Source organism: Dongia sp. agr-C8 (genome assembly GCF_054658695.1).
Genome location: NZ_BAAGHZ010000002.1, coordinates 799,676 through 820,732, shown reverse-complemented (window position 1 = coordinate 820,732; position 21,057 = coordinate 799,676). Strand labels below are relative to the sequence as shown.

General features: G+C 63.0%; 17 protein-coding genes. 16 read left to right on the top strand and 1 reads right to left on the bottom strand.

Annotated features, from left to right (window positions below; genetic code table 11):
• The first annotated feature begins 289 nt into the window (after positions 1 to 289).
• Both ACYQ4T_RS11385 and ACYQ4T_RS11380 read left to right on the top strand, forming a co-directional pair.
• A complete protein-coding gene (locus ACYQ4T_RS11385) occupies positions 290 to 1,942 on the top strand; it encodes a peroxidase family protein (protein WP_459853904.1) in 1,653 nt (550 codons plus the stop codon).
• Positions 1,917 to 2,405 carry a hypothetical protein gene (locus tag ACYQ4T_RS11380; protein ID WP_459853902.1) on the top strand — a complete coding sequence of 163 codons (489 nt, stop codon included), beginning with the start codon at positions 1,917 to 1,919 and terminating at the stop codon, positions 2,403 to 2,405. The genes ACYQ4T_RS11385 and ACYQ4T_RS11380 overlap by 26 nt, the downstream gene beginning before the upstream one ends.
• Positions 2,406 to 2,409: 4 nt before the next feature.
• On the opposite strand, the gene ACYQ4T_RS11375 is transcribed toward ACYQ4T_RS11380, so the two are convergent.
• On the bottom strand, positions 2,410 to 3,627 hold the full coding sequence (locus ACYQ4T_RS11375) for a YcaO-like family protein (protein WP_459853900.1): 1,218 nt from the start codon (positions 3,625 to 3,627) through the stop codon (positions 2,410 to 2,412).
• A 97-nt stretch (positions 3,628 to 3,724) separates the two neighbouring features.
• Between ACYQ4T_RS11375 and ACYQ4T_RS11370 the strand changes: the two genes are divergently transcribed.
• The 14 genes from ACYQ4T_RS11370 to ACYQ4T_RS11305 all read left to right on the top strand — a co-directional run bounded on the left by ACYQ4T_RS11370 (position 3,725) and on the right by ACYQ4T_RS11305 (position 21,054).
• A complete protein-coding gene (locus ACYQ4T_RS11370) occupies positions 3,725 to 6,184 on the top strand; it encodes an adenylate/guanylate cyclase domain-containing protein (protein WP_459853898.1) in 2,460 nt (819 codons plus the stop codon).
• 289 nt (positions 6,185 to 6,473) lie between these two features.
• Positions 6,474 to 7,394: a phage capsid protein gene (locus ACYQ4T_RS11365; RefSeq protein WP_459853896.1), complete on the top strand. Its 921-nt coding sequence runs from the start codon at positions 6,474 to 6,476 to the stop codon at positions 7,392 to 7,394.
• A gap of 71 nt (positions 7,395 to 7,465) precedes the next feature.
• Positions 7,466 to 7,960: a hypothetical protein gene (locus tag ACYQ4T_RS11360; RefSeq protein ID WP_459853893.1), complete on the top strand. Its 495-nt coding sequence runs from the start codon at positions 7,466 to 7,468 to the stop codon at positions 7,958 to 7,960.
• Positions 7,961 to 7,964: 4 nt separating this feature from the next.
• Complete coding sequence (locus ACYQ4T_RS11355) at positions 7,965 to 8,159, top strand: hypothetical protein (RefSeq protein ID WP_459853891.1); 195 nt, start codon at positions 7,965 to 7,967, stop codon at positions 8,157 to 8,159.
• A 24-nt stretch (positions 8,160 to 8,183) separates the two neighbouring features.
• Positions 8,184 to 8,792, top strand: a complete 609-nt coding sequence (locus tag ACYQ4T_RS11350) for a hypothetical protein (RefSeq protein ID WP_459853889.1) — start codon at positions 8,184 to 8,186, stop codon at positions 8,790 to 8,792.
• Positions 8,793 to 8,795: 3 nt separating this feature from the next.
• Positions 8,796 to 11,576, top strand: a complete 2,781-nt coding sequence (locus ACYQ4T_RS11345) for a hypothetical protein (RefSeq protein ID WP_459853887.1) — start codon at positions 8,796 to 8,798, stop codon at positions 11,574 to 11,576.
• 5 nt (positions 11,577 to 11,581) lie between these two features.
• Positions 11,582 to 12,340, top strand: coding sequence for a hypothetical protein (locus tag ACYQ4T_RS11340; RefSeq protein ID WP_459853884.1), 759 nt, complete (start codon positions 11,582 to 11,584; stop codon positions 12,338 to 12,340).
• Entirely contained in the window at positions 12,337 to 12,867 is a 531-nt protein-coding gene (locus tag ACYQ4T_RS11335) for a hypothetical protein (protein ID WP_459853882.1), read from the top strand. The genes ACYQ4T_RS11340 and ACYQ4T_RS11335 overlap by 4 nt, the downstream gene beginning before the upstream one ends.
• Position 12,868: 1 nt before the next feature.
• Entirely contained in the window at positions 12,869 to 14,971 is a 2,103-nt protein-coding gene (locus tag ACYQ4T_RS11330) for a hypothetical protein (protein WP_459853879.1), read from the top strand.
• Positions 14,968 to 16,812, top strand: coding sequence for a hypothetical protein (locus tag ACYQ4T_RS11325; RefSeq protein WP_459853877.1), 1,845 nt, complete (start codon positions 14,968 to 14,970; stop codon positions 16,810 to 16,812). The genes ACYQ4T_RS11330 and ACYQ4T_RS11325 overlap by 4 nt, the downstream gene beginning before the upstream one ends.
• Positions 16,813 to 16,828: 16 nt before the next feature.
• Entirely contained in the window at positions 16,829 to 19,000 is a 2,172-nt protein-coding gene (locus tag ACYQ4T_RS11320; RefSeq protein WP_459853875.1) for a hypothetical protein, read from the top strand.
• A gap of 297 nt (positions 19,001 to 19,297) precedes the next feature.
• A complete protein-coding gene (locus tag ACYQ4T_RS11315; RefSeq protein ID WP_459853873.1) occupies positions 19,298 to 19,999 on the top strand; it encodes a hypothetical protein in 702 nt (233 codons plus the stop codon).
• A 13-nt stretch (positions 20,000 to 20,012) separates the two neighbouring features.
• Positions 20,013 to 20,462, top strand: coding sequence for a hypothetical protein (locus tag ACYQ4T_RS11310; protein WP_459853871.1), 450 nt, complete (start codon positions 20,013 to 20,015; stop codon positions 20,460 to 20,462).
• Positions 20,455 to 21,054, top strand: a complete 600-nt coding sequence (locus ACYQ4T_RS11305) for a hypothetical protein (protein ID WP_459853869.1) — start codon at positions 20,455 to 20,457, stop codon at positions 21,052 to 21,054. Before ACYQ4T_RS11310 ends, ACYQ4T_RS11305 begins: the two co-directional genes overlap by 8 nt.
• Positions 21,055 to 21,057 lie beyond the last annotated feature (3 nt).

The window sequence follows — 21,057 nt, the reverse complement described above, 5'->3', positions numbered from 1 at the left end:
TGTGGTGGGAGCGCGCCACACCGGATTTCGAAAGGAAAATGGCGCGACCTGTTCAGCCTGCGGTGCCTGCCGCGGCTCTGGTCGAGAAGCTTAACGGTGCGGACTGGTAGTGACGGCCGAAGAGCGCATACCCCGTTGGGGGGAGGCGGCTGGCTATCTTCCGGGTGCGTTCTTTTAATGACGTTTGTGCCACGCGTAGTCCCTGTTCGCATCGGGCTTAGATTTCCTTGCGCGAAAGCGACCCAAGAGCGAAACTAGCAATGACGACTTCTGTCTTCGGGGGATCGAGATGACAGGGGAGCATGGCCGGGCCAGCTATCTGGTGGAAGGCACCGACGGAAAGGTCTATCGCTACAGCCGGGACAAAATTGAGATTGCTCCTGTTTCGAAGGCGCGGTCCGCGGACACGCCCCCTACTGAGACCTACGCCTACTCCCACATCTTCGGAAAAGCGGAACTGTCCGACATTCCCGGCGATCAAGCGCTGATCGATCTTGGCGAGGCGATGCGCACCAGACCGGACAACGACGTCGATGATGTCTGTCCGCACCCCGATCGTTGCATACCGGCCGGCTACACCTATCTGGGCCAATTGATTGTTCACGACATCACTTATCTCGACGTGAACATGGCAAGCAACGGTCGCTCTCCCGCTTTGGACCTCGATAGCGTTCTGCCAGAGAAGGATCCGACACCGTACATGGGTGGCGGAAGTCCGAAGCTCGGCCCGCTCACCATAGGCAGCACGTCGGACGGTCCTCCATTTCCGCAGGACATTCCGCGCCAGGTAGAAGGACCACGCGGTGAACCGATCATTGCGGATCCGCGCAATGATAACTTTCTTCCACTCTCACAGTGTCACCTACTGCTCCTGAAATTCTACAACGCAATCGCACAATGGCTGGGAATTGGCTGGCTCACCGGACAGTCAGCGGAGAATGCGCGCACCATCAGGGAGATGTGGGTGAAGCACTTCCAGGCCGCGGTGCTCCACGACTACCTGCCACGAATCGTAGGTCGTGCGACGCATCAGGCCGTGATGAACCATGGCCGAGCGTTTGTTCACCCGAAGCCATTTTTTACGGCCGACCGTCGTCCGCTGGACGCCGGCGATGTCAACTGGATGCCGCTTGAGTTCGCTGCGGCGCTGGGGCGCTACGGCCACAGCATGATCCGAAACAGCTATCAGCCATGGAACCGGCTTGGCGCAACAACAACAATGACCGAGTTCATCCTCAACAGCTATCGGAATGGGGACGGCTTGGCGTGGTCGGGATACGCCCTAAAGATGCGCTGGCTGCTCGATTGGTTCGAACTCCTGGACTTTTCCGATACGAGCCTTCGCCATCACGCGCAGAGGCCGATCATGGCTAACCTGATCGACACCCGCCTGGCGAAGCCGCTCGGCCACTTGCCCAATAAACTCCTTGAGAGCCCGCCCAATCCGCTCGGTGAGTTCAATCTCGCCGCCCAGACGTTGCTCCGTGGCCGCTGGTGCCATCTTGCTTCTGCCCAGTGCGCACTGGAAAAGTTGAATTGCTCGCTCGGCAAGGCGGATGCCATCCGACCGCTGACCGACCATGAGATCTGCGACCTCTCCAGAAACCCGGAGAGCGGCGCCTTCAGTGCGCATCGAGAGCTTTTCGTCAAGACTCCGCTCTGGTTCTACATGCTGCGCGAAGCTGAGGTGCAAACCGGCGGCAGGCACCTGGGATCTTTCGTCGGGCGTATCGTCATGGAGACTCTCCATGCCGCCATCGATGCCAGCGAGATTTCCATTCTGGACGGCAGCGGTTGGACGCCGACGTTGCCGCGCGCTGAACCCGACCGCTTTACCTTTGCGGACCTTGTCGCGTTCGCAGGCAATCCAGATCCACTCGGCGGCCCGGTAACACCCACCCAGCAGGAGAGCGAGAATGGCGAAACTGAAAATATGCAATGATAATGAAACCGTCCTTTACGAGGATGGTTACGTCAACGTCGTTGATCAATTGATCAATGCTGCAACTCCGGGAAGCAGCGCGAATTTTCAGGATTTTATAGACGCCGAGCCCGACGAACGGGCTGACATGCTACAGGCGTTCGCAAAAGTCGGACTGCCGCCACCGGCTGGTGTGCCGGCGTTCGTCGTCACCCAGCAAAAGCTCGACGTACCTGCGGGGCAACCCAAGCAGATCGCGATCGACGGAACCAATTGCAAGATCTTCGCACAAAACGACACAAGGGTTAGGCCCGGCCGGAAAAAGACACGGATCACGATGCCCTTTCCCGATGCTCAGATCACCGACTTCAGCTATCTCGAACCGTATGCGGCGAAGATAGCCGCGCTTTACAGCAACGCCGCGACCCGACCCAAGTGCTACAAGTTCATGTTCGGCGTGATGATGCTGACTCGGTGTCGGTAATCGCCTAGACCAGCAGCGGCACCTGGCTTTCCGCGTCAGGTGTCGTTGCGGCCAGATCGCGCAGATCTGCAGCAAGCAATCGTGGGCGTCCAAATCGCGGTTTGTAGTGGCAAAGTTCGGTCGACAGCGCGCGGAATACCGGGATGCCGATCGCGGGCCGCGTCAAATCCGCGAACCAGAGTCCGACACCGAGTCTGGTGCAAGCCTCGAGGGCCGATGCCAGCGTGATCGGCGCGGTCTCTGTCGTGAAGCACGGGTCATCGCTGGCCAACTCGGCATCCAGCGGCGGCATTGCCAGTGTCGCCTTCTCGATCCACTCCCTCCATTGCGGCGCGGCGTCGGGTTCCGCTTGCGCGACCGCCAGGGAGAACTCCATCTGCAGCATCTCGGTGATCGCGGACATTGCCGCTTCAGCCTGGCTCGGCTTGGCGGCGAAGCCGAGGGCGACGCCACGTCCGTCCGGGGCGGCCGACGCGGCGGCGAAAGCCGGCACGCCGAGGTCGGTCGTGATGTCGAAGACCCTGTTGCGACGATCGCCCCTTCCGGACGCAAGCATGGCGATGGCGGATTGCGCGTCTCCGGATAGCCCCGCGCTGAGCTGCTCGAGCGTCATCGACCGGCGTGCTCGGCGTCCGTACCACCAGCGCGCGGTTGCATCGCGCTCGATCAATTCCAGGAGCGCCGCGAACCTGGCGGCCTCGGCGGTTTCGCCCGCCGCGCAACCATTGCTGTCGGCCACCGCAACCGCGGCTTCGTCGCCTACCTCGCTCCGGCCGATGAAGATGAAATCCGCCGGGGCGAGCTGCGTGGTCTGGTCGAATGCGTTCGTCACCGGGAACCAGTCGATCGCTGCATCAGGATCGAACGCGCGGGGCCGCCAGTCGAATCCGCCATGGTCACGGTTCCAGCCCGCCCGTGCCGCGATCTGCGCCGGCGAAAGGCCGTCCAAGGAACGGATCGGCAGGGCACGGCTGCCCAAGGCCCGGGCGCTCGCTGTGATGAGCGTCTCGTCGCCCCAGGCGCAACACGACATCAGCTCAGCGGCTTCGCCGAGGCAGCTCTGGCGGCAAGCCGCCGCGGTCAGCCCGCGACCGCTCGCGATGCGCCCTGACTCGGGCAAGGCGGCGCGGGGAAGATCTGCGCGCGCACGGTAACGATCGTTGGGCAGCGCGACCGCCAGATGTATGGGTTCCGGCCCGGGCAGCATGACGACGTCGTACAAATCATCCCATTGCATGTGACGCCCGTCATGGTTGCCCAGGATAGTGTTTTATCACATGCGGGGATATGATTGTAATCTTACCGAAACCGGCTCGGCCATGCAGACGCACCCCGAACGCTCGACCCTGAAGGCGGTTCTCTTCGCTGACCTGCATCAGTATAGCCGGCTCGTCGCCCATGACGAGATCAAGACGCTCTCCTTCGTTCAGGATTGCTTTCAGATCTTCAAGGAAGAGTGCAGCCGATCGGAAGGCGAGTTCATCAAGACCACCGGCGACGGCGTCCTGATTCTGTTCGACAGCGCCACGGCCGCCGTCGATTACGCCATGCGGATCCAGGAGCGCTTGCGGGACGCGCGAGCCGGCGGCGAAAATCAACCGCGATTCCGCATCGGACTGCACATGGGCGAAGTCTTCCGGCGCGACGGCGACGCGTTCGGACATGCGGTCAATCTTGCGTCACGCCTGGAGGGTCTCGCGGAGCCCGGGGGAATCTGCGTCTCGCAGGACGTCTACAGCGCCGCACACAAAGGTTCGCAGTTCGAGTTCAGGTTCGGCGGTCGCGCGACTCTGAAGAACATGCCGGAGCCGGTGTCAATCTTTCACGTGGTCGCCGGCACGACACGGCCGCAGGACCGGCCGGATATCCGTCTGATGATCACCACCATCGACGGGCTTTCGATGTTCACCGACAGCGGCGACTCACTGCCGCTGAAATCGGATAAGGCGCGCGCGCTGATCGGTTTCCTGGCGCTCTCCACCCGATCGCAGGAGAGCCAGGACCGGCTGGCGGCGATGCTCTGGCCCGATCGCCCGCTGTCGGAGGCAAGACATGCCTTGACGCGGTGCGTGAGCAAGGTCGAGCAAGTACTCGGTCACGCGAAGTTCGCCGTCTTGAGCCGGCATGGCGATTTTCTGTCGCTCAACTCGGCATGGACTGAAATCGACCTTTTGGCGATCCTGCGCGATCTTGCCTCCGGCAAGGTCAATGAATTGCTGCTGGAGCGCTCGGACTGGTCCGAGGCGATCCTGTTCGGCCTTGAGGACGTCAGCCCGGTCTTCAACAGCTGGCTCAAGGTCAGCCGGCGCAACTGGCAGGACAAGATCGCCGGGCTCCTGGAGGCCATGCTCGAACGGTTCGAGCCCACGGAACTCCAGGTTCGGCTCGCGGCATCTGCGTTGTTGCTTGCGGAGCCTTGCCATGAACGAGCCGCCCAAAGTCTGATGCGGCACTACGCGGCGATCGGAAACCGTTCCGCCGCGTCGCGCGTCTATGATCTCCTGGCGCGGGAGATGCGCGAACGGTTCTCCCTCGAGCCGGGGGCCGATACGACCAGCCTGCTCAAGACTTCGATGACTCCCGCGGAATCGAGCCGATCCCCGGCGGATCCGGTCCTCGGCCGTGCCCGCCGGCCGGCTATTGCGATCGGCGAGTTCGTCGCGCGCATGCCGGCGTTGAGCGATTCCGCATTCGGCTTCCGCGCGGACTTGATCGCCAATCTGTCGCGTTTTCGGGAATGGACGATCCTGGAGGCGCATGAGAACAGCAGCGCGCCAGGTTGCGACTACATTGTTACCGGAACCTGCGCGGAGCATGGGGACCAGACGGAGCTGTTCGTGCTCTTGCGACGGCCGGAATCGGGGCAAATAATCTGGAGCGAGAAGTTTCTGGTTTCCGCGATCTCCTGGAACGAACTTCAACGGAACCTCGTCAGCCGCATTGCGTCCGCGCTGGAGATCTACGTGTCGCACGACCGGCTGACCCGCACCCTGGCGGATCACGCGCATCCGGATGCCTACGACATCTGGGTGAAGGGCGAGCACCTGCTGACTCACTGGAAGGCGGCGGAGGAAGACGCCGCCGCGCTGTTGTTCGAGCAGGTTATTGCCCGCGACCCCAATTTCGCACCGGCATATTCAAGCCTGTCGAGTGTCCTCAGTTCGCGACATCTCACGCGGCCGGGCGTGAAACCCAATCCCGAGACAACGCTGCGCGCGCTCGACCTCGGCAATCGCGCGGTCGAACTCGACCCGTTGAGTGCGCGCGCGCAGCTCAACCTGGCCTGGGTTCTGGCCTTGTACGGGCGCTACAGCCAGGCCGAGGTTCACTATGACCTCGCAGCCGACCTCAATCCCTGCAGCCCGAAGATGCTGATCTCCGCAGCACTTGGACTCGCCTTCATGGGATACGGAGCCACCGCGAAGATGTTGATGGATCGCGCAGTGGCGCTCTCGCCACTGTTGTTGGATTATCAATGGTCCTACGTCGCGACGATCCGGTACATGGTGGGCGATTTTCAGGGCGCCATCGTGGCCGCCGATCGCTCGAACAACCTTATCGCCGACACTCCCGGCTGGTCCGCGGCGGCCTGGCTTCAGCTCGGGCACAAGGACAAGGCGCATGCCGCCGTGTCCACACTCGTTGATCTTGTTGCTACGGATTGGCACGGGGAGACGCCGCCCACTCGGGCGGCGGTGGTGGATTGGTTCTTGGCGGCGTTTCCAATGCAGCGTGATGAAGACCGCGCCCAACTCGCCCGGGTTCGCGAAGTCATCTAAAGATCCGCACTGGCAGGCGGTCGGCGCCAACTCCTGTTGACGCGGTCACAAGCTTATACTATAGTGTGCGCTGTCTGATCCTGCTGCGGATACGCCCTCTCCCTGTAGAGATGGCCCCGCGTCTCGCCGGATCCTGACCGTCTAGCGGACGTCACCCGCGAGAGCGGCCCCGTGCCGTGCCCGATAAGCCGTCGCTGTTCAATCCCGCGGCCCGGGCATTTGAAGCGGACAAGCCATCGACCGTCAGTGCGCCCCACGTTGCGGGCGCGTTCACAGTTGAGGCACACACATGTCCGCCAATCTCATCAACCTCCGCACGATTCAGTTTTCCGACAAGTTCGCGCTGCTCTCGCAGCAGTTCGGCTCGCGCCTGCAGGGCCTGGTCGCCCAGGGCCAGTATCAGGGCAAACAGGCCTCGCCCGTCAACCAGGTGGCGCCGACCGCGGCGGTGGCCGTCACCGAACGCTTCACGCCGATCGACCGGCAGGACGCGGCCTTCGACCGGCGCTGGGTCTTCCCGCTGCCCTTTGAGCATGCGCAACTGGTCGACAAGTTCGATGAGCTGCAAATGCTCGGCGATCCGAAGCCGTCGCTGGTCATGAACGCGGCCAATGCCATGGGCCGCGCGAAGGACGACGTCATCCTCGGCGCCTTCTTCGCCACGGCCAAGACCGGCGAGCTCGCCGCTGGCTCGGTCGCTTTCGGCACGACGTTGACCACCGCCGGCGGGCAGAATGTCTCGGTGAGCCAAGGCGCATCCGCAGCGACCAACCTGACCGTCGCCAAGCTGCGCGAAGTGGTGAAGACCTTCCTCACTAACAACGTCGATCTCGACCGCGAGCAGATCACCGGCGCCCTGAACGCCAAGGCCCATGACTCGCTTCTGGGCGAGATCCAGGTCACCTCGATGGACTACCAGACCAAGCCGGTGCTGGAGGAGGGGCGCATCCGCCGCTTCATGGGCATCAACTTCGTGCTGACCGAGGAAGTGACCGGCAACTGTGCCGGAACCGACGATCTTGCCGGCAGCAGCACCGGGATTCCCTTCTGGGTCAATTCCGGCATGCATCTCGGCGTCTGGATCGACCAGACCACCAATATCACCCAGCGCACCGACCTCAAGCTCCAGCCTTGGCAGATCTACATGGACATGATGATCGGCGCGACCCGCATCGAAGAGAAGAAGGTCGTCCGCGTCTGGTGTCGTTGATCGGCACTCTCTGACGCACACCTGACCCATCCTGCTAAGCCCGGTGCCATTCCGGCGAAAGGACAACTCCCATGGCCGTCAACGCCTATAAGACCGTCTCCATCACCAATCTCGACGCGACGCCGATCCTGCGTGCCAATCCCTGGGTGCATGGCGGCAATTCCAAGCAGTTCGCCGGCACGGTCGAGGCCGTGACCGGCGATTCCATCGGCTCCACCTATCGCTTCTTCCGGGTCGGTTCCTGGATGCGGCCGGTCTCGCTCACCCTGTTCTGTGACGCGCTGACCGGCGGGGCCGCCGATCTCGGACTCTACCGCGCGGCGGCCGATGGCGGTACGGTGGTCAGCGCCGCGCTCTTCGCCTCCGCCCAGTCGATCGCCAGCGCCAACGCGACCGGCATCAACGCGCGCTTCGAAGCGGACGACGTCGCCAATGTCGAGAAGCGGATCTGGGAACTGCTCGGCCTCACCGCCGATCCCAACCTGGAATACGACGTGGCCCTCACCCTGACCGCGGCGATCTCCGCCTCGGGCACGCTCGCCCTCCAGGGCGTGTTCTCGTGGTGATGCCATGGCGATCCAATACATCGGCATCAACCGCGGCCAGCAGAACTCGGACATCGCCTCCGGCACGTCCACGACCGGCCGGCAGATCGAGCTCGCTGTGAACGACGCCGTCGGCATCACCCGCAAGGAGGTGCTCGACAGCCTCGACAAGCTCCGCGACTTCATCGTCAACACCCGCGCGACCCCCTTCGCCCAATAGCGCGGAACTTCCCAGGGATTCGAAATGGCCTCACAGACCTCGATCTGCAACCGGGCGCTCGAATGCCTGGGCGATGCGCCGATCGTCTCGATCGACGACGATACCAAGCAGGCGAAGGCGCTGCGGCGTGTCTACGACATCACCCGCCGCGCCTTCCTCTGCGACCATCCCTGGCATTTCGCCAAGAAGCGGGCGTCGCTGCCGGCCTCCGCCGCGACGCCGGTCTGGGGCTTTACCCGCGGCTTCCCGGTGCCGGCGGATTTCCTCCGCTTGCTCGCGGTCCGCAACGGGCCGGATTTCAGCCTCGAGGCCGATGCCACCGGCTCGCAATGGATCCTGAGCGACGCGTCAGCGCCGCTCGACATCCTCTATCTCTATGACGTGGCCGATGCCGGCCGCTTTCCACCGCATGCGGTCGAGGCCCTGGCGCGCTGGCTGGCCTACGACCTGGCCGAGGACCTGACGCAGTCCAACACCAAGAAGCAGGACGCCGCGCAGGCGCTGGGTGTCGCGCTCACCCGCGCCAAGCGGATCAACGGCATGCAGAAGCAGCCGGAGCCCTATCCGGCTTTCTCCTTCCTGCAGGCCCGCGACCAGTCGCCCCAGTTCCCGATCCTCACCACCAACGGCTGACGCATGGTTAGAGCCAGTCCGAACTTCAACGCCTTCGATGCCGGCGAGTTCGCGCCGATCACCGAGGGTCGCACCGATCTCTCGCGCTATGGGTTCGCCTGCCGGATCCTGGAGAACTTCATTCCGCGCGTGGTGGGGCCGGCCTCGCGGCGGCCGGGCACGTCGTTCATCGCCTCGACGCGCTTTCCCGCCCAGGACGCGCTGCTGGTGCGGTTCGAATATTCCACCGAGCAGGCTTACGTGCTGGAGTTCGGCCATCTCTATGTGCGTTTCTATCGCAATGACGGGCCGCTGCTCGAGGCGAGCAAGCCGATTTCAGGCGCGGCCCAAACCAACCCGGTCGTCCTGACCATCCTCAACCACGGCTATGCCAACGGCGAGGATATCGAGGTCAGCGGCGTTGCCGGCATGACGCAGCTCAACGGCCGGCGGTTCCGCGTCGCCAATGTGAATACCAACACGGTCGAACTTACCGACCAGCATGGCAGCCCGGTCAACGGCACCGGCTATTCGGTCTACACCTCCGGCGGCGCGGCGGCGCGAGTCTACACGCTCACCACCACCTATCAGGAAGGCGATCTCAACCAACTGAAATTCGCGCAGTCGGCCGACATTCTCTACATCGCCCATACCGAATACGTGCCGCGCAAGCTGCAGCGCTACGGCGCCACCAACTGGGTGCTGTCGCAGATCGACTTCCAGGACGGACCCTATCTGCCGGTCAACAATGCGCAGACGACGTTGACGCCGTCGGCGGCCTCCGGGGCTGGGATCACCATCTCTTCCGGGCTCTCGGTGGCGGTAACCGCTGCGGCCAACAACGGCGCCGGCGCCATCCGCATCACCTCGGCCAACCACGGCTGGAAGACCGGCGACAAGATCGACATCAGCGGCATCCTCGGCACCACCGAGGCCAACGCCACCTGGACGGTCTCGCGCGTCAACGCCAACACCTACGACCTCAACGGCTCGGTCTTCGCCAATGCCTATACCAGCGGCGGCACGGCGAAGCCGCATATCTTCGAGCCGACCGATCTCGGCCGCCTGGTCCGCATCCAGCATGCCAGCACCTGGGGCTATGCCAAGATCACCGCTTATTCCAGCGCCGTGTCGGTGACCGCGGACGTCTTGAGCAATTTCGGCGGCACCACGGCGTCGTCGAGCTGGCGGCTCGGCCTCTACAGCCAGGGCGGCGGCTATCCCTCCTGCGTCACCTTCTATGAAGGACGCCTCTTTTGGGGCGGTTGCCCGCTGACCCCGACCCGGGTCGACGGCTCGATGTCGTCGAACTACGAGACCTTCTCGCCTTCATCGACCGCCGCCGTGGTCGCCGACGACAACGCCGTCGCCTATCCGTTGGATTCCGGCGACGTCAACAACGTGCTCTGGATGAAGGACGACGAGAAGGGATTGCTGGTCGGCACCAAGGGCGGCGAATGGGTGGTGCGCGCCAACACCCTCAACGGCGCGCTGACGCCAACCAACGTGAAGGCGACGCGCGCCACCACCTACGGCTCCTACGAGGGCTCGCAGCCGGTCAGGACCGGCAAGGACGTGATCTTCGTGCAGCGGAAGCGGCGCAAGATCCGCAACCTCAACTACACCTACGAAATCGACGGCTTCAACGCCGGCGATCTCACCATCCTCTCCGGCCATATCGGACGCTTGGAGTTCGGCCAGCTCGCCTTCCAGTCGGAGCCCGAGGGCTGGGTCTGGATGACGCGCGGCGACGGTCAGCTTCCGGTGCTGACCTATGACCGCGACGAGCAGAAGATCGGCTGGTCGCGGCAGATCCTCGGCGGCTATCAGGACGCGGCGCGCCGCCGCCCGCCGATCGTGCGCTCCGTCTGCACCATCCCGGATCCCAACGACGCCCGTGACGAGGTCTGGCTAATCGTGCAGCGGATGATCAACGGCCGCATCGAGCGCTATGTCGAGCTCTTCGCGCCGGAATGGGAGAACTCCGACGACCAGGAGCAGGCCTTCTACGTCGACTCCGGCCTGATCTTCGACGGCCGCCAGTCCAAGACCTTGCAGCCCGGCGCCGGCGCCACGGTGAAGGGAACCACCGGCGTCGTCTTCACCGCCGGCGGCGACGTGTTCAAGCCGGCCGATGTCGGCCGTGAGATCTCGATGCGCTGGTTCGACTACACGGCGCTGGATCCGGAGGACCCGGCGGTGCAGGGCGCCTGGATCTCGGCCAAGGCGCGGATCACTGCATTCGGCTCGGCGACGCAGGTCACGGCGACCATTCTCGCCGCCTGGCCCAGTCTGGATGTCGTCCCCGCCAACGGCTGGCGTCTCTCGGCGAGCGCGCTCTCCAATCTCTGGCATCTCGAGGGCGAGACCATTTCGGTCAACGCCGAGGGCGCCACGCATCCCGACATCGTGGTCGTCAACGGCCGCGCGCCGCTGACCCGCGCGGTCGGCTACGCGGTCGCGGGCCTGAAGTTCCATTCGCGGCTCCAGACCATGCGCATCGAGGCCGGCGCCGTCGATGGGACGGCGCAAGGCAAGGTGAAGCGCATCAATGAAGTCACCTTCCGCGTGCTGCAGTCGCTGGGTGGCGAGGCGGGGCCGGACTTCGCCAGCATGGTGCCGCTCAAGTACCGCACCACGTCGATTCCCTTGGGCGAGCCGCCGCCGATCGGCGACGACGACTGCCGCGTCCTTTGGGAGAAGGGCTACGAGACCAAGGGCCGCATCGCGCTGCGCCAATCGGCACCGTTTCCGATGACCGTGATCGCGGTCCTGCCGCAGGTCACGACTTACGACAAGGGTTGACGCGCATGCTGATCGTTCCCTACGCACCGCACCACCTGCAACGTCTCGCCCTGCAGCCGCACCAGGAGCATCTCGGCGTGGCCTTGCGCGAAAGGGGCTGGGCCGAGCGGGTAAGCGACGCGGGTCCATGCTGGACAGCCTTGGTGGATCGAGAGCCGATTGCTTGCGGCGGTTTCCAGGAATGTTGGGAAGGCCGCGCCATCGCTTGGGCGATCCTCGGCGCGGAAGCCGGCCGCCACATGCTCGCACTGACCCGCGCCGCACGCCGCGGATTGCGGCGCCATCCGGCCGTGCGCATCGAGGCTCAGGCGCTGATGGGGTTCGCACCGGCGGCGCGCTGGGCGGAACTGCTCGGTTTCATGCCGGAAGGCGTGCTGCGGCAGTTCCACCAGGGCTGCGACTATCAGGCGTTCGTGTTCCTCAAGGCCGGCGCGGGCGAGCGATCAATCATACATGAACCGATTGATCGACAGCGCCGTGGAATAGGCGACGACGATATTGATCAGGACAACAACCCAGAAGAACGAGCCGCCGAGGTAGAGGGCGGCGAACAGGTTGACAGCAATCGTCGCCACCGGAACCAGAACCCAGTTTCGGCTCGGGATAAAGAAGCCGACGGCGAAGCCGGCCGCCAGGGACAGGATGTAGTTCATCCAGACAATCTCGAAGATCACTCAACCCGGACGCGAGCATCAACATTAGAGCCAAAGGCTCTCGCTGACAAGCGTGGAGCGCAGGCGCCGCGGGAAAGAGCTTACGCATGACTTGGGCTCCCATTGCCATGGCCGCGGTTCAGGCGGTCGGCTCGATCGTCTCCGGCGTTTCGCAGAACGCACAGGCCAAGAGCCAGGCGGGTTACTCCAGAACCAATGCCAGACTCGCCGAGCAGCAGGCGGAGACCCAGGCGCAGGCGATCCGCGAGAAGGCGCGTCGCCTCGCTGGTCAGAATCGCGCGGCGATCGGCGCCTCCGGCGTCGATCTCGCGGGCTCCTATCTCGACGCGCTTGCCGACAGCGACATCAACGCTGAGCTCGATGCGCAAACCGCGCTCTGGAACGGCAAGGTGGAAGCTGCCAACTATCGTGCGCAGGCGAAAGCCTCCAAGAAGGCCGGCGCCAGCGCCCTGGTCGGCGGCTTCTTCGGCGCTGGTACTTCCGCCATCTCCGGCTATGCCAACTGGTACGACGCGAAAGCGCGCGACGACATCAGGGCGAAGCTGGCCGCCCGCGAGGAGGAGCCCAGCTACGGGCCACGCTACCCACAGCGCAATGCCCATAGCGGAGGCTTCTGACATGGCTGAATTTCAGGCCTGGGACCGACAGTTGCTGCCGCAAGCCCGGCCCATAGCACCTCAAAGCGGTCCGAGCCTCGCCGAATCCTTCGGCAAGGGCTTCGCCGATCTCGCCACCGCCGCGTCCGGCGCGATCGAGTCCATCCGCAAGACGGACGAGTGGCACGACGAGAAGGAGTGGGAGGTCATCGACCAGCCGAAAGCGGCTGCCTTGGTCAACGACCTACAGCTGCGCATCGCCGAGCAACTGCCGGAACTGAAAGCAAAGGCCGCGCCGGGGCTCGCCGACTACCCCGATATGATCAACGGCGCTGTTACCCGCACGACGGACGAGGCGCTGAGAGACAATTCCAACCCGCGCTTTCAGCGCTACGTGCGCACACATATGGACGGTTACCGGGTCTCGGCGATCGAATCAGGCGTCAAGGACAGAACCGTGGCCAGGTTCGCGCTCGACGCTGGAGCATTGCACGACCTCGTTAGCGGGCAGGCCTCTCAGGTGGCCGACGACTTTGGCCGGCTCGAATCCGCGACCAAGCTGGTGGATGACATGATCAATGGCAACCAGCATTTCACTGCCGACCAGAAGGCGGAACTCAGCCGCATCAGCAGGGCGGCAATCGTTTCGGCCGGACTGAAGGGTCTAAAGAGGCGGGACCTCGATGCAGCGTTGCAGGAGGTGAGCTCCGGAAAGTATGACAAAGAGTTAGGCATCGATGGCAAACAGGATCTGCTTGCGACCATGGAGCGCGAGCAGAAGCTGCGCGACCTCGAGATAAAAAACGAGCATGAGCAGGCGAATGCGAAATCAAACAGCGACACCCTGGCTGAGCTGGATAGGCAGCTCAATGAGGCCGGGACCAAGGGGACTTATGACGGCATCGCTTTCGACAAGTTGAAGAAAGCCCTGGGCAGCGAGAAGGCAGCATATGATGCACTCGCCGAACTCGCCTTCAGAGCCGATACCCACGCCGACTTGGTCAAAGTCGAAAAGCAGCCGCTTTCTGAAGACCGGATCCTTCTCGATAGCCTTCAAAAGGCGGATGAGGCGCAACATACCGAACGCACTCGGCGCCGGCTGGAGTTGGTCACCGACGCTATTGTAGCCAAGAACAAAGCGATCCAGGCCGACGCGGCGGAATATGCCAGCACGATAAATCCCCACGTACGCGCCGACTGGGATGACGTCCTTTCGAGTGACGCCGCCCCGGAGAAGGTCACAAAGGCCCTCATCTCCACCAAGCAAGAATTGCGCAGACTGGGTGTGTCGGCCGAATCCATGCGGCCGATCCCACTCAGGATTGCCAATGGATTGCAGGACCAGCTTAGGCGGAAGGGCAACGCGTCCAACATTGCTTACCTCCAGCGGAGCTTCGGTACCGACTATCCGCACTTCGTGGCGGCCCTGCCGCCGACCGCGGATCCATACTTTGCGACGGCATTGCTCCTCGAGCCGCATCAGGGGGAGACGCAAGAAATCCTTCTTGCTTTCAGCCGCGATCCAAAGGCGTACGCCGATCTTGAGCGGAATGCGAGTCTGACGAACTCACAGAAAAGCGTTCTCCAGAGCTTCGTCTACGAAGGAATGAAGGACTTCAAGGCGAGCTATGCGGAGCAGCCGGCGGGAAGCACTATCTCAGCCAATCTGGAGAGATCGGTCCAGGCACTCGCCCTGTATCAGGTTTACCACAACCAGAAGAGTCCCGCCGAGGCAGCTGCTATCGCTGCGCAACAGCTCGGTGCCGGCGACTTTGCCTTCCGACAATTCCGCGGTTATGTCTATCGCGTCCCTCGCACGTATGAAGCGGGACTGATCGCGAGCGGCGCTGATGAATACCTGGAGCAGCTGGCCACGCTGCCGCTCGACAATACGGCCGACGCGTACACTCCTCTCGACAGAATTGCGGGTAGCCTGCAGGACCACGGCTTCTGGGTCACCGCGTCCGATGAAAGCGGCCTGGAGCTGCGTTTTTACTCGAAGCATGCGGCCAAGATCGGTGGCAAGCCGATCAAAGTGAGCTGGGCAGAGCTCGCCCGCCTGGGAATGAGCAGGCGCGCGCGGCAAGCCAAAGGATCGCGCACGACGGGTGCCTATTCGCGATGACCCAGTATATCGCGACCTATGGCAATCCCGATCCGCCGCTGCTCTCCGCCCACATTGTCACGCCCATCGACGAGGCGCTGGGCGCCCAGTTCAGCCTGACGTGGATGAAGGGGCCGATATCGCGCCTCGACTTCTACAGCGAACTCAATGAAGCCCAGTTCGGGCGACTGACCGGCGGCGGCCGCTTCGGCAAGCACGAGAAACCGACTTCACGCAAGCTGACACTCCGCGAGGCGGAGGAGCAGGTTCATCAAGCAGGTCTCGATGGGCGGGTCGGGGTCGAAGAGGGCATGCGGCAGGGGAAGCTCGATCTATTGATGGAGCGGAGCCGCGAGGAGATTGAAAACGAGACCCTGGTCGCGCGCGCTGACAGAAGCCTCGGCACTCAACTGATGCTTGGGGCGACTGATCTTGGCGCCGAGTTTGTCGATCCGATCAATCTTGCCACCTTGTTCGTTCCTGGTGTCGGAGAAGAAAAGCTTGGCTATTGGATTGCAAGAGGGACGGCAAGGTTCGGTTCGGCGCTGAGCAGGTTCGCCAAGCGTGCCGGTGTCGGAGCCTACGAAGGGGTGACCGGAACGGCAATCACCGAGCCGCTGGACTATGCGCTGGGTCGAGCCACCGGCGACGACTACGACCTGGCCAGCAGCTTGATGAATGTTGGGCTTGGCGCGGTCGCGGGTGGCGTAGTCCACGCCCTCGGGGGAGTTGGAATCGATCTCTATCGCGGCATGCGTCTGCGCCGCGACCTGAGCCTGGACGCCTTTGGCCGAGTCATTGACGACTCTGCCGGGCGACTGGGTGCGGCAGAGAAGATGGAGCCGTTCGCCGCTGCTGCCGCGGAGCACGATGCGAAGGTCATTCCCGGCTCTGTTGAAGGTGAAACATCACGATTTATCGCGACTGCGTCATCGCTTCCCCCCAACACTTACATGGTGGTGCCAAGCGAGGAGATTGATCTGAGTGATCTTGCTGGAATCAAGCCCGTGCTTCGCGATTATCTCCCCGTTAAGAAATCGGCGACGGAGGAGATTTATCGGATGAATAGTGGCGACCAAATACTTGAATATTCCGTAGCTGAAAGCGCCTCGGAAGGTCGGGAAGTGTTTCTGGTTCGGCGTCTCAAGGCTGATGATCCGAACTATGCCGGCCCTCTCTCTGAGCGAAGGATGGTGGAAGACGCAGAGGCATCGCGGCGGGCCAGCCGGTTGCTCTATATGAAAGCGCCGGAGGAACTCAATCGTGAGCTGACGCATGTGCAAATGTCGGAAGTGGCGAAGCTGAATGCAGTATTTAAAGACGATCCCTTGAAGCTCTATCCGCCGGAAGCCGACGGGGGCTACAAGGTCGAAAACGCTATCGGTACCGCTGTTCACACCGGGTTGGGCGGCTATGCCGATCGCAGCAAGGTTCTGCATCGAGCCTTCAAGTTGGATAAAAAGGTGCCTGATAGCTTCTTGAGCACGGATCACGTCCCGCTGGCTGTCGAAATGAAACCGGAGTCACTCAGCGGGATTCTCAAAGGCAAAGAACAAGCTCTCGGATACCAGGAGACGTTCGGAGTGGAGGGGGTGGTCTTGCTCTATCGGACGGATGTCGTTCAGCCGCACATGGATGCACTGATCCAGAAGGTCATCGGAGCATGGGACGACTACAATCCTCGATGGCGGGAGTTCCTGACGAAAGCCGGAAAGAAGAAGCTGCTGGCCGCTGGCAAAGATCCCAGGCAGTACCTTCCGAAGCGCGGACCTCGGCGGCGTGCATCTAGACCTCGGCCCGATGTTATGGTACAAAAAGTGAACGATAGTCGGAACGGGAGAAACAACCATGACGAGAAGTAAAAAACCCGTGAGCGAGATGACCGACGACGAGATCCGCGCGGCAATCGCCGAGCACGAGCCTGCGCACAACGAGCGGCGTGGCCACGTCCTGATCGATTATCTGCTTCAACGCGGGACCGACGATCTGGCCGCGGGGCTCCAGGCTGCGCTCATCGGAGATCCCGACACTCTCTCGCAAGTCAAAGCCGGAGGGCCGGTGCCCTTCTGGTCGGCAAAGGCACGGCACCACGAGCTGTTGGTGCTCCTGCTGGGCGCCTTGGTTTCGGACCTTGAGAAGAGCAATCTCTATTCGCTTTGGACCAGCGGCGGGCCGAATTTCGACCGAGCTGTCGCCCGTGCACTCTGGCAGCTTGCCGGTGCGAATCATCCTGCGAACGCGAACGGCCATCCTCCGGCGCAAGCTGTCGCGATGGCGGAAATCATTGCGAACTATGTCAGGATCGCGCGCAATGTGCAGAACAAGGAAGGCGGCTATCGCCATGCCTATCCTGGCGAGTTGATCGGCGGAAGCCACGACAGCTTGAAGCTCAAGCGGGCAGGCAAGGAGAGCTGGATCTCATTCATCGAGCCCCTGCTCGACGATCGGACATTCGAGCATATCCGTCGCGATGTATTTCTCGATCTCGCGTTCGACAGCATCGGCTTATATCAGGATGACCCGAGACTTCTCCTCTATTTCAAAGATGCCGATAGCTGGATCGAATACAACCTGCGCTTCGGCTTGGTAACATTGCGCGATGCTGTGGTTGCCGGACTCGAACGCGCCACGCGGCGCGCGGGTCTCACCGCCGTGCTCGGTACGCAGCCGGCCGAGGTTTTGAACGGCGTTCTCCGCGCATTTGAGCAGGAAACCAAGAAGACGTTCGATCCGCGGGTGAGCATGCTGCTTCACGGTACCCTGTCCGGTCTGGCGCCGATTTGGCCCGGTCATCTCGATGCGCAGACCGAACGCGAGATTACGGCTGCAGCACGCCAGAATCTGGTGGATCTTGGCGAGGCGTTGTTCCCGGAGCTCGAGGACATGCCGGCGTTCAGCGCGGATGTGCCGTTCGATGGAACCACCTTGTTCGATGCGATCGATGCGCAGCTCGGAAAGTTCATCGCCGGCGCCGGTGTAGACGCGCCAGAGCAACGGCCCGATTTCGCTCTCGGGGTAGGCATGTTCAGCACGGCCTTCAACGCAGCGCTGGCGGATCGTTTTGTTTCGCTGGATAGCCCGCCCGGCAGGGCGGCGGAGCTCTTGCGCCAGTTCCTGAAGCTCAATGTCGTGTTTTGGTGGACGGAAGTGACGCGGCGCGCCTCGCATATGGCGCTCAGCGCATTCCTGGGCGAAAAGATGCGAGTGGGCTTCTCTAAAATCGATCCGGCTTTCGCCGCCACGCTATCGCAATACGGTCTCGATGCCGGGAAGTGGGAGGTGGTCCGAGCAATATTCGGGGTCGTGCGCCTCGATACACCGCCGTCCGAAGCGGTATTGAGGGAGGCGCGCAGCGGGACGGACGCATGGCTGGGCGATCGGATCGTTGTTGCATCGCTTGGTATCGAAGAGGAAGCTCACCGCCGCTTCATGCGAGGCGTGGCGGATTTTACGGCCGAAGGCGAATTGCTCCGCTTCCTCGCGCAGTTTCGCCAGTTTCGCGCGCCCTTCTTGCCCAAGGCACATGGCAAAGCCGAGGTGCGCGAGGCCGATCGGGCCATGCATGAGGCGATGGCGGAGGGCGATGGACTTCCGGCTCTTGCAAGCCTCCTCACGTGGACCGTGCTTTTTGCACGGCTGAAACAGTTAAGTTTCGATTTCATCCGTGACGGGGCATCCACGCCGCCAGAAGCAAAAAAGGGAGATGATGAAGAGGACGATGATGCACCTTGGTTCGAAGCGGCGATGGCCGGCGGCGCGCTGGGGCTTTGCGCCGATCTCCTATTCGGCGATACGACGGGCCTGAAATCGACGCCGCTTTCCGCCGTGACGGAAATACTCAATCCCGCATTCGCGTCGGCGCTCCGTATTTGGCGTCAGGCGAGAAACGGCGATGACATGCGCGCCGCTTTGGCTGAGTGGGCCAAAGGACAGGGTAGTGCTCTCGATAGGCTGCAGGTGACGCGCCGGGTGCTCAACACAGCATTGCTCCATCAGCTGCAAGACATGATGTCGCCTGGCTACTTGCAGCGCGCAGTGAAGGATATGTAGCACGCGCCAAGAATGCGTATTCGAGCATGCCAGGCGTTGGAGATCCGTCGGATTCAAGCATATCGCAAGTATGGAAAACCCCGGGTTCAGCATGAAACTCACGGGTGTCCATCTCTGCGCCCAGGACTTCCGCTTCAAAGCCATGTGACCACACAAGTAGTCCAAGAGGTCCGGGACGCGCCAACACGGCTTGCCAAAATAATCCTGGATTTTCCCCAAAACTAACACTATAGTGTGGTCACGCTGAGCCCTGTGCTCTGCCTCTCTATCGCCCATGGGAACCCAAGAGGTCCAGGCATGACCGTCTCCAGTACCATCAACCGCGAGCAATACGCGACCAACGGCGTCACCACCGCCTTCACCATCCACTTCCCCTTCTTCAACGATACCGACGTGAAGGCGATCTTCGTCGATGCATTGGGCAACGCGACGCCCCTCGCGCTGAATGCCGATTATTCGCTGATCGGCGGCGGCGGTGCGGGCGGATCGCTGGTCGCCACGGTGCCGCCGGCGACCGGCGGCACGCTCACGATCTATCGCGAGATCCCGTTCACGCAGGAAGACGACTATGTCGAGGATGATCCGCTGCCGGCGGACACGCTGGAAGGCGGCTTCGATCGCGCCGTCATGCGCGACCAGCAGCTGAAGGACGGGCAGGATCGGGCGCTGACCTTTCCGGTGACGATCGCGCCCGGCGTCTCCGCTGTGCTGCCGGATCCGCTCGGCGGCAGGCTGCTCGGCTGGTCGGCCGACGGCCTCGCGCTCGAGAACAAGGACGTGGCGCTGCAGGGTGCCGTCACCAACGCGACCGAGGCGCAGGCCGGCATCGCCCGGATCGCCACCCAGGCGCTGGTCGATGGCGGCACCAACGACAGCGACTTCATCACCGCCCGCAAGCTCGCGAACTCCGCCCTCGCCGCGACGCTCGCCGCGAACACGGCGCTGCTCTCCCAGCTCCAGATCGCCACGCGCCTCGCGCAATTCACCCTCAGCCGATGAAGGGAATGACCCCATGACGCTTCTCAACCATAACCCGGTCTACGGTGCGACGCAGAAGACCGCCAGCGCCAAGGTGAGCAGTGCCACCGCCATCGCCAACACCGATCTCGACGATACACCGACGGGGACGGCGCTGCTGATGACGGCGCCGGCCGGCGGCTGCGCCGTGACCCGCCTCTCCGCGCAGCTGGTCGAGCCCAACCTCGCCACCGCCTGCCAGCTCAATCTCTATCTCTCGAAGGACGGCGGCACGACCATGCGACGCCTGCGGAGCATTGCCCACGCGGCTTACACCTGGGCCGTGACCACGGCGCCGGCGGCGGATGACTTCGCCTACAGCGAGACCGCGCCGCTGCGCCTGGAAGCCAGTGACCGGCTCTATGCGCAGGTTCGTGCCGGCTCCGCGGTCACCGACGCCTTCGCATTCGTCGCCGAATATGCCGAGCTGGTGCCGGATGCCTAGTCCATCGCCCGCCCGGCCGCCGCTGATCGCACGGCCCTATCCGGTGCGCGGCACCAATGCGCGCTCGGGTCTGCCGCCATTCATTGCACCCGGCCGCGGTGCCGCGCAGGCGCCGAAGCCGATCACCGACTACGCGCATATTCTCGGCCAAGGCAACCGCACGGGCCTCATCACCGTCAGCGGCAGCTTCACACCGGACGGCGGCACCTTCGACAACCTGGTGGACGGCAGCACGGCGGTTGGCTCCGGCGATGCGATCGACATGCCCGGGACCGGCGGCACCGCGATTGCCGATGGCGACCACATCCTGTTCGATTTCGGTGTCCCGGTCTTCGTCGAGGAGATCAGCATCGACTTCAAGACCGGCGCCAACATGGGGGCCTGGGGCTGGTGGGCCGGCCCCGACCTCGGCAACTGGAGCCGCTTCGGCGGCAACACTTGGAATGCCGACACTCTGGTGACACCCGTCTTCGGCTATCCCTTTGCCGGCCTGCGCTACGGCAAGTGGATGAAGGAGGGCGCCGGCGTGAACTTCACCAACAACTGGCTGACCGAGTTCACCTTCAAGATCGCCTATGGCAATCCCGCCTGACCG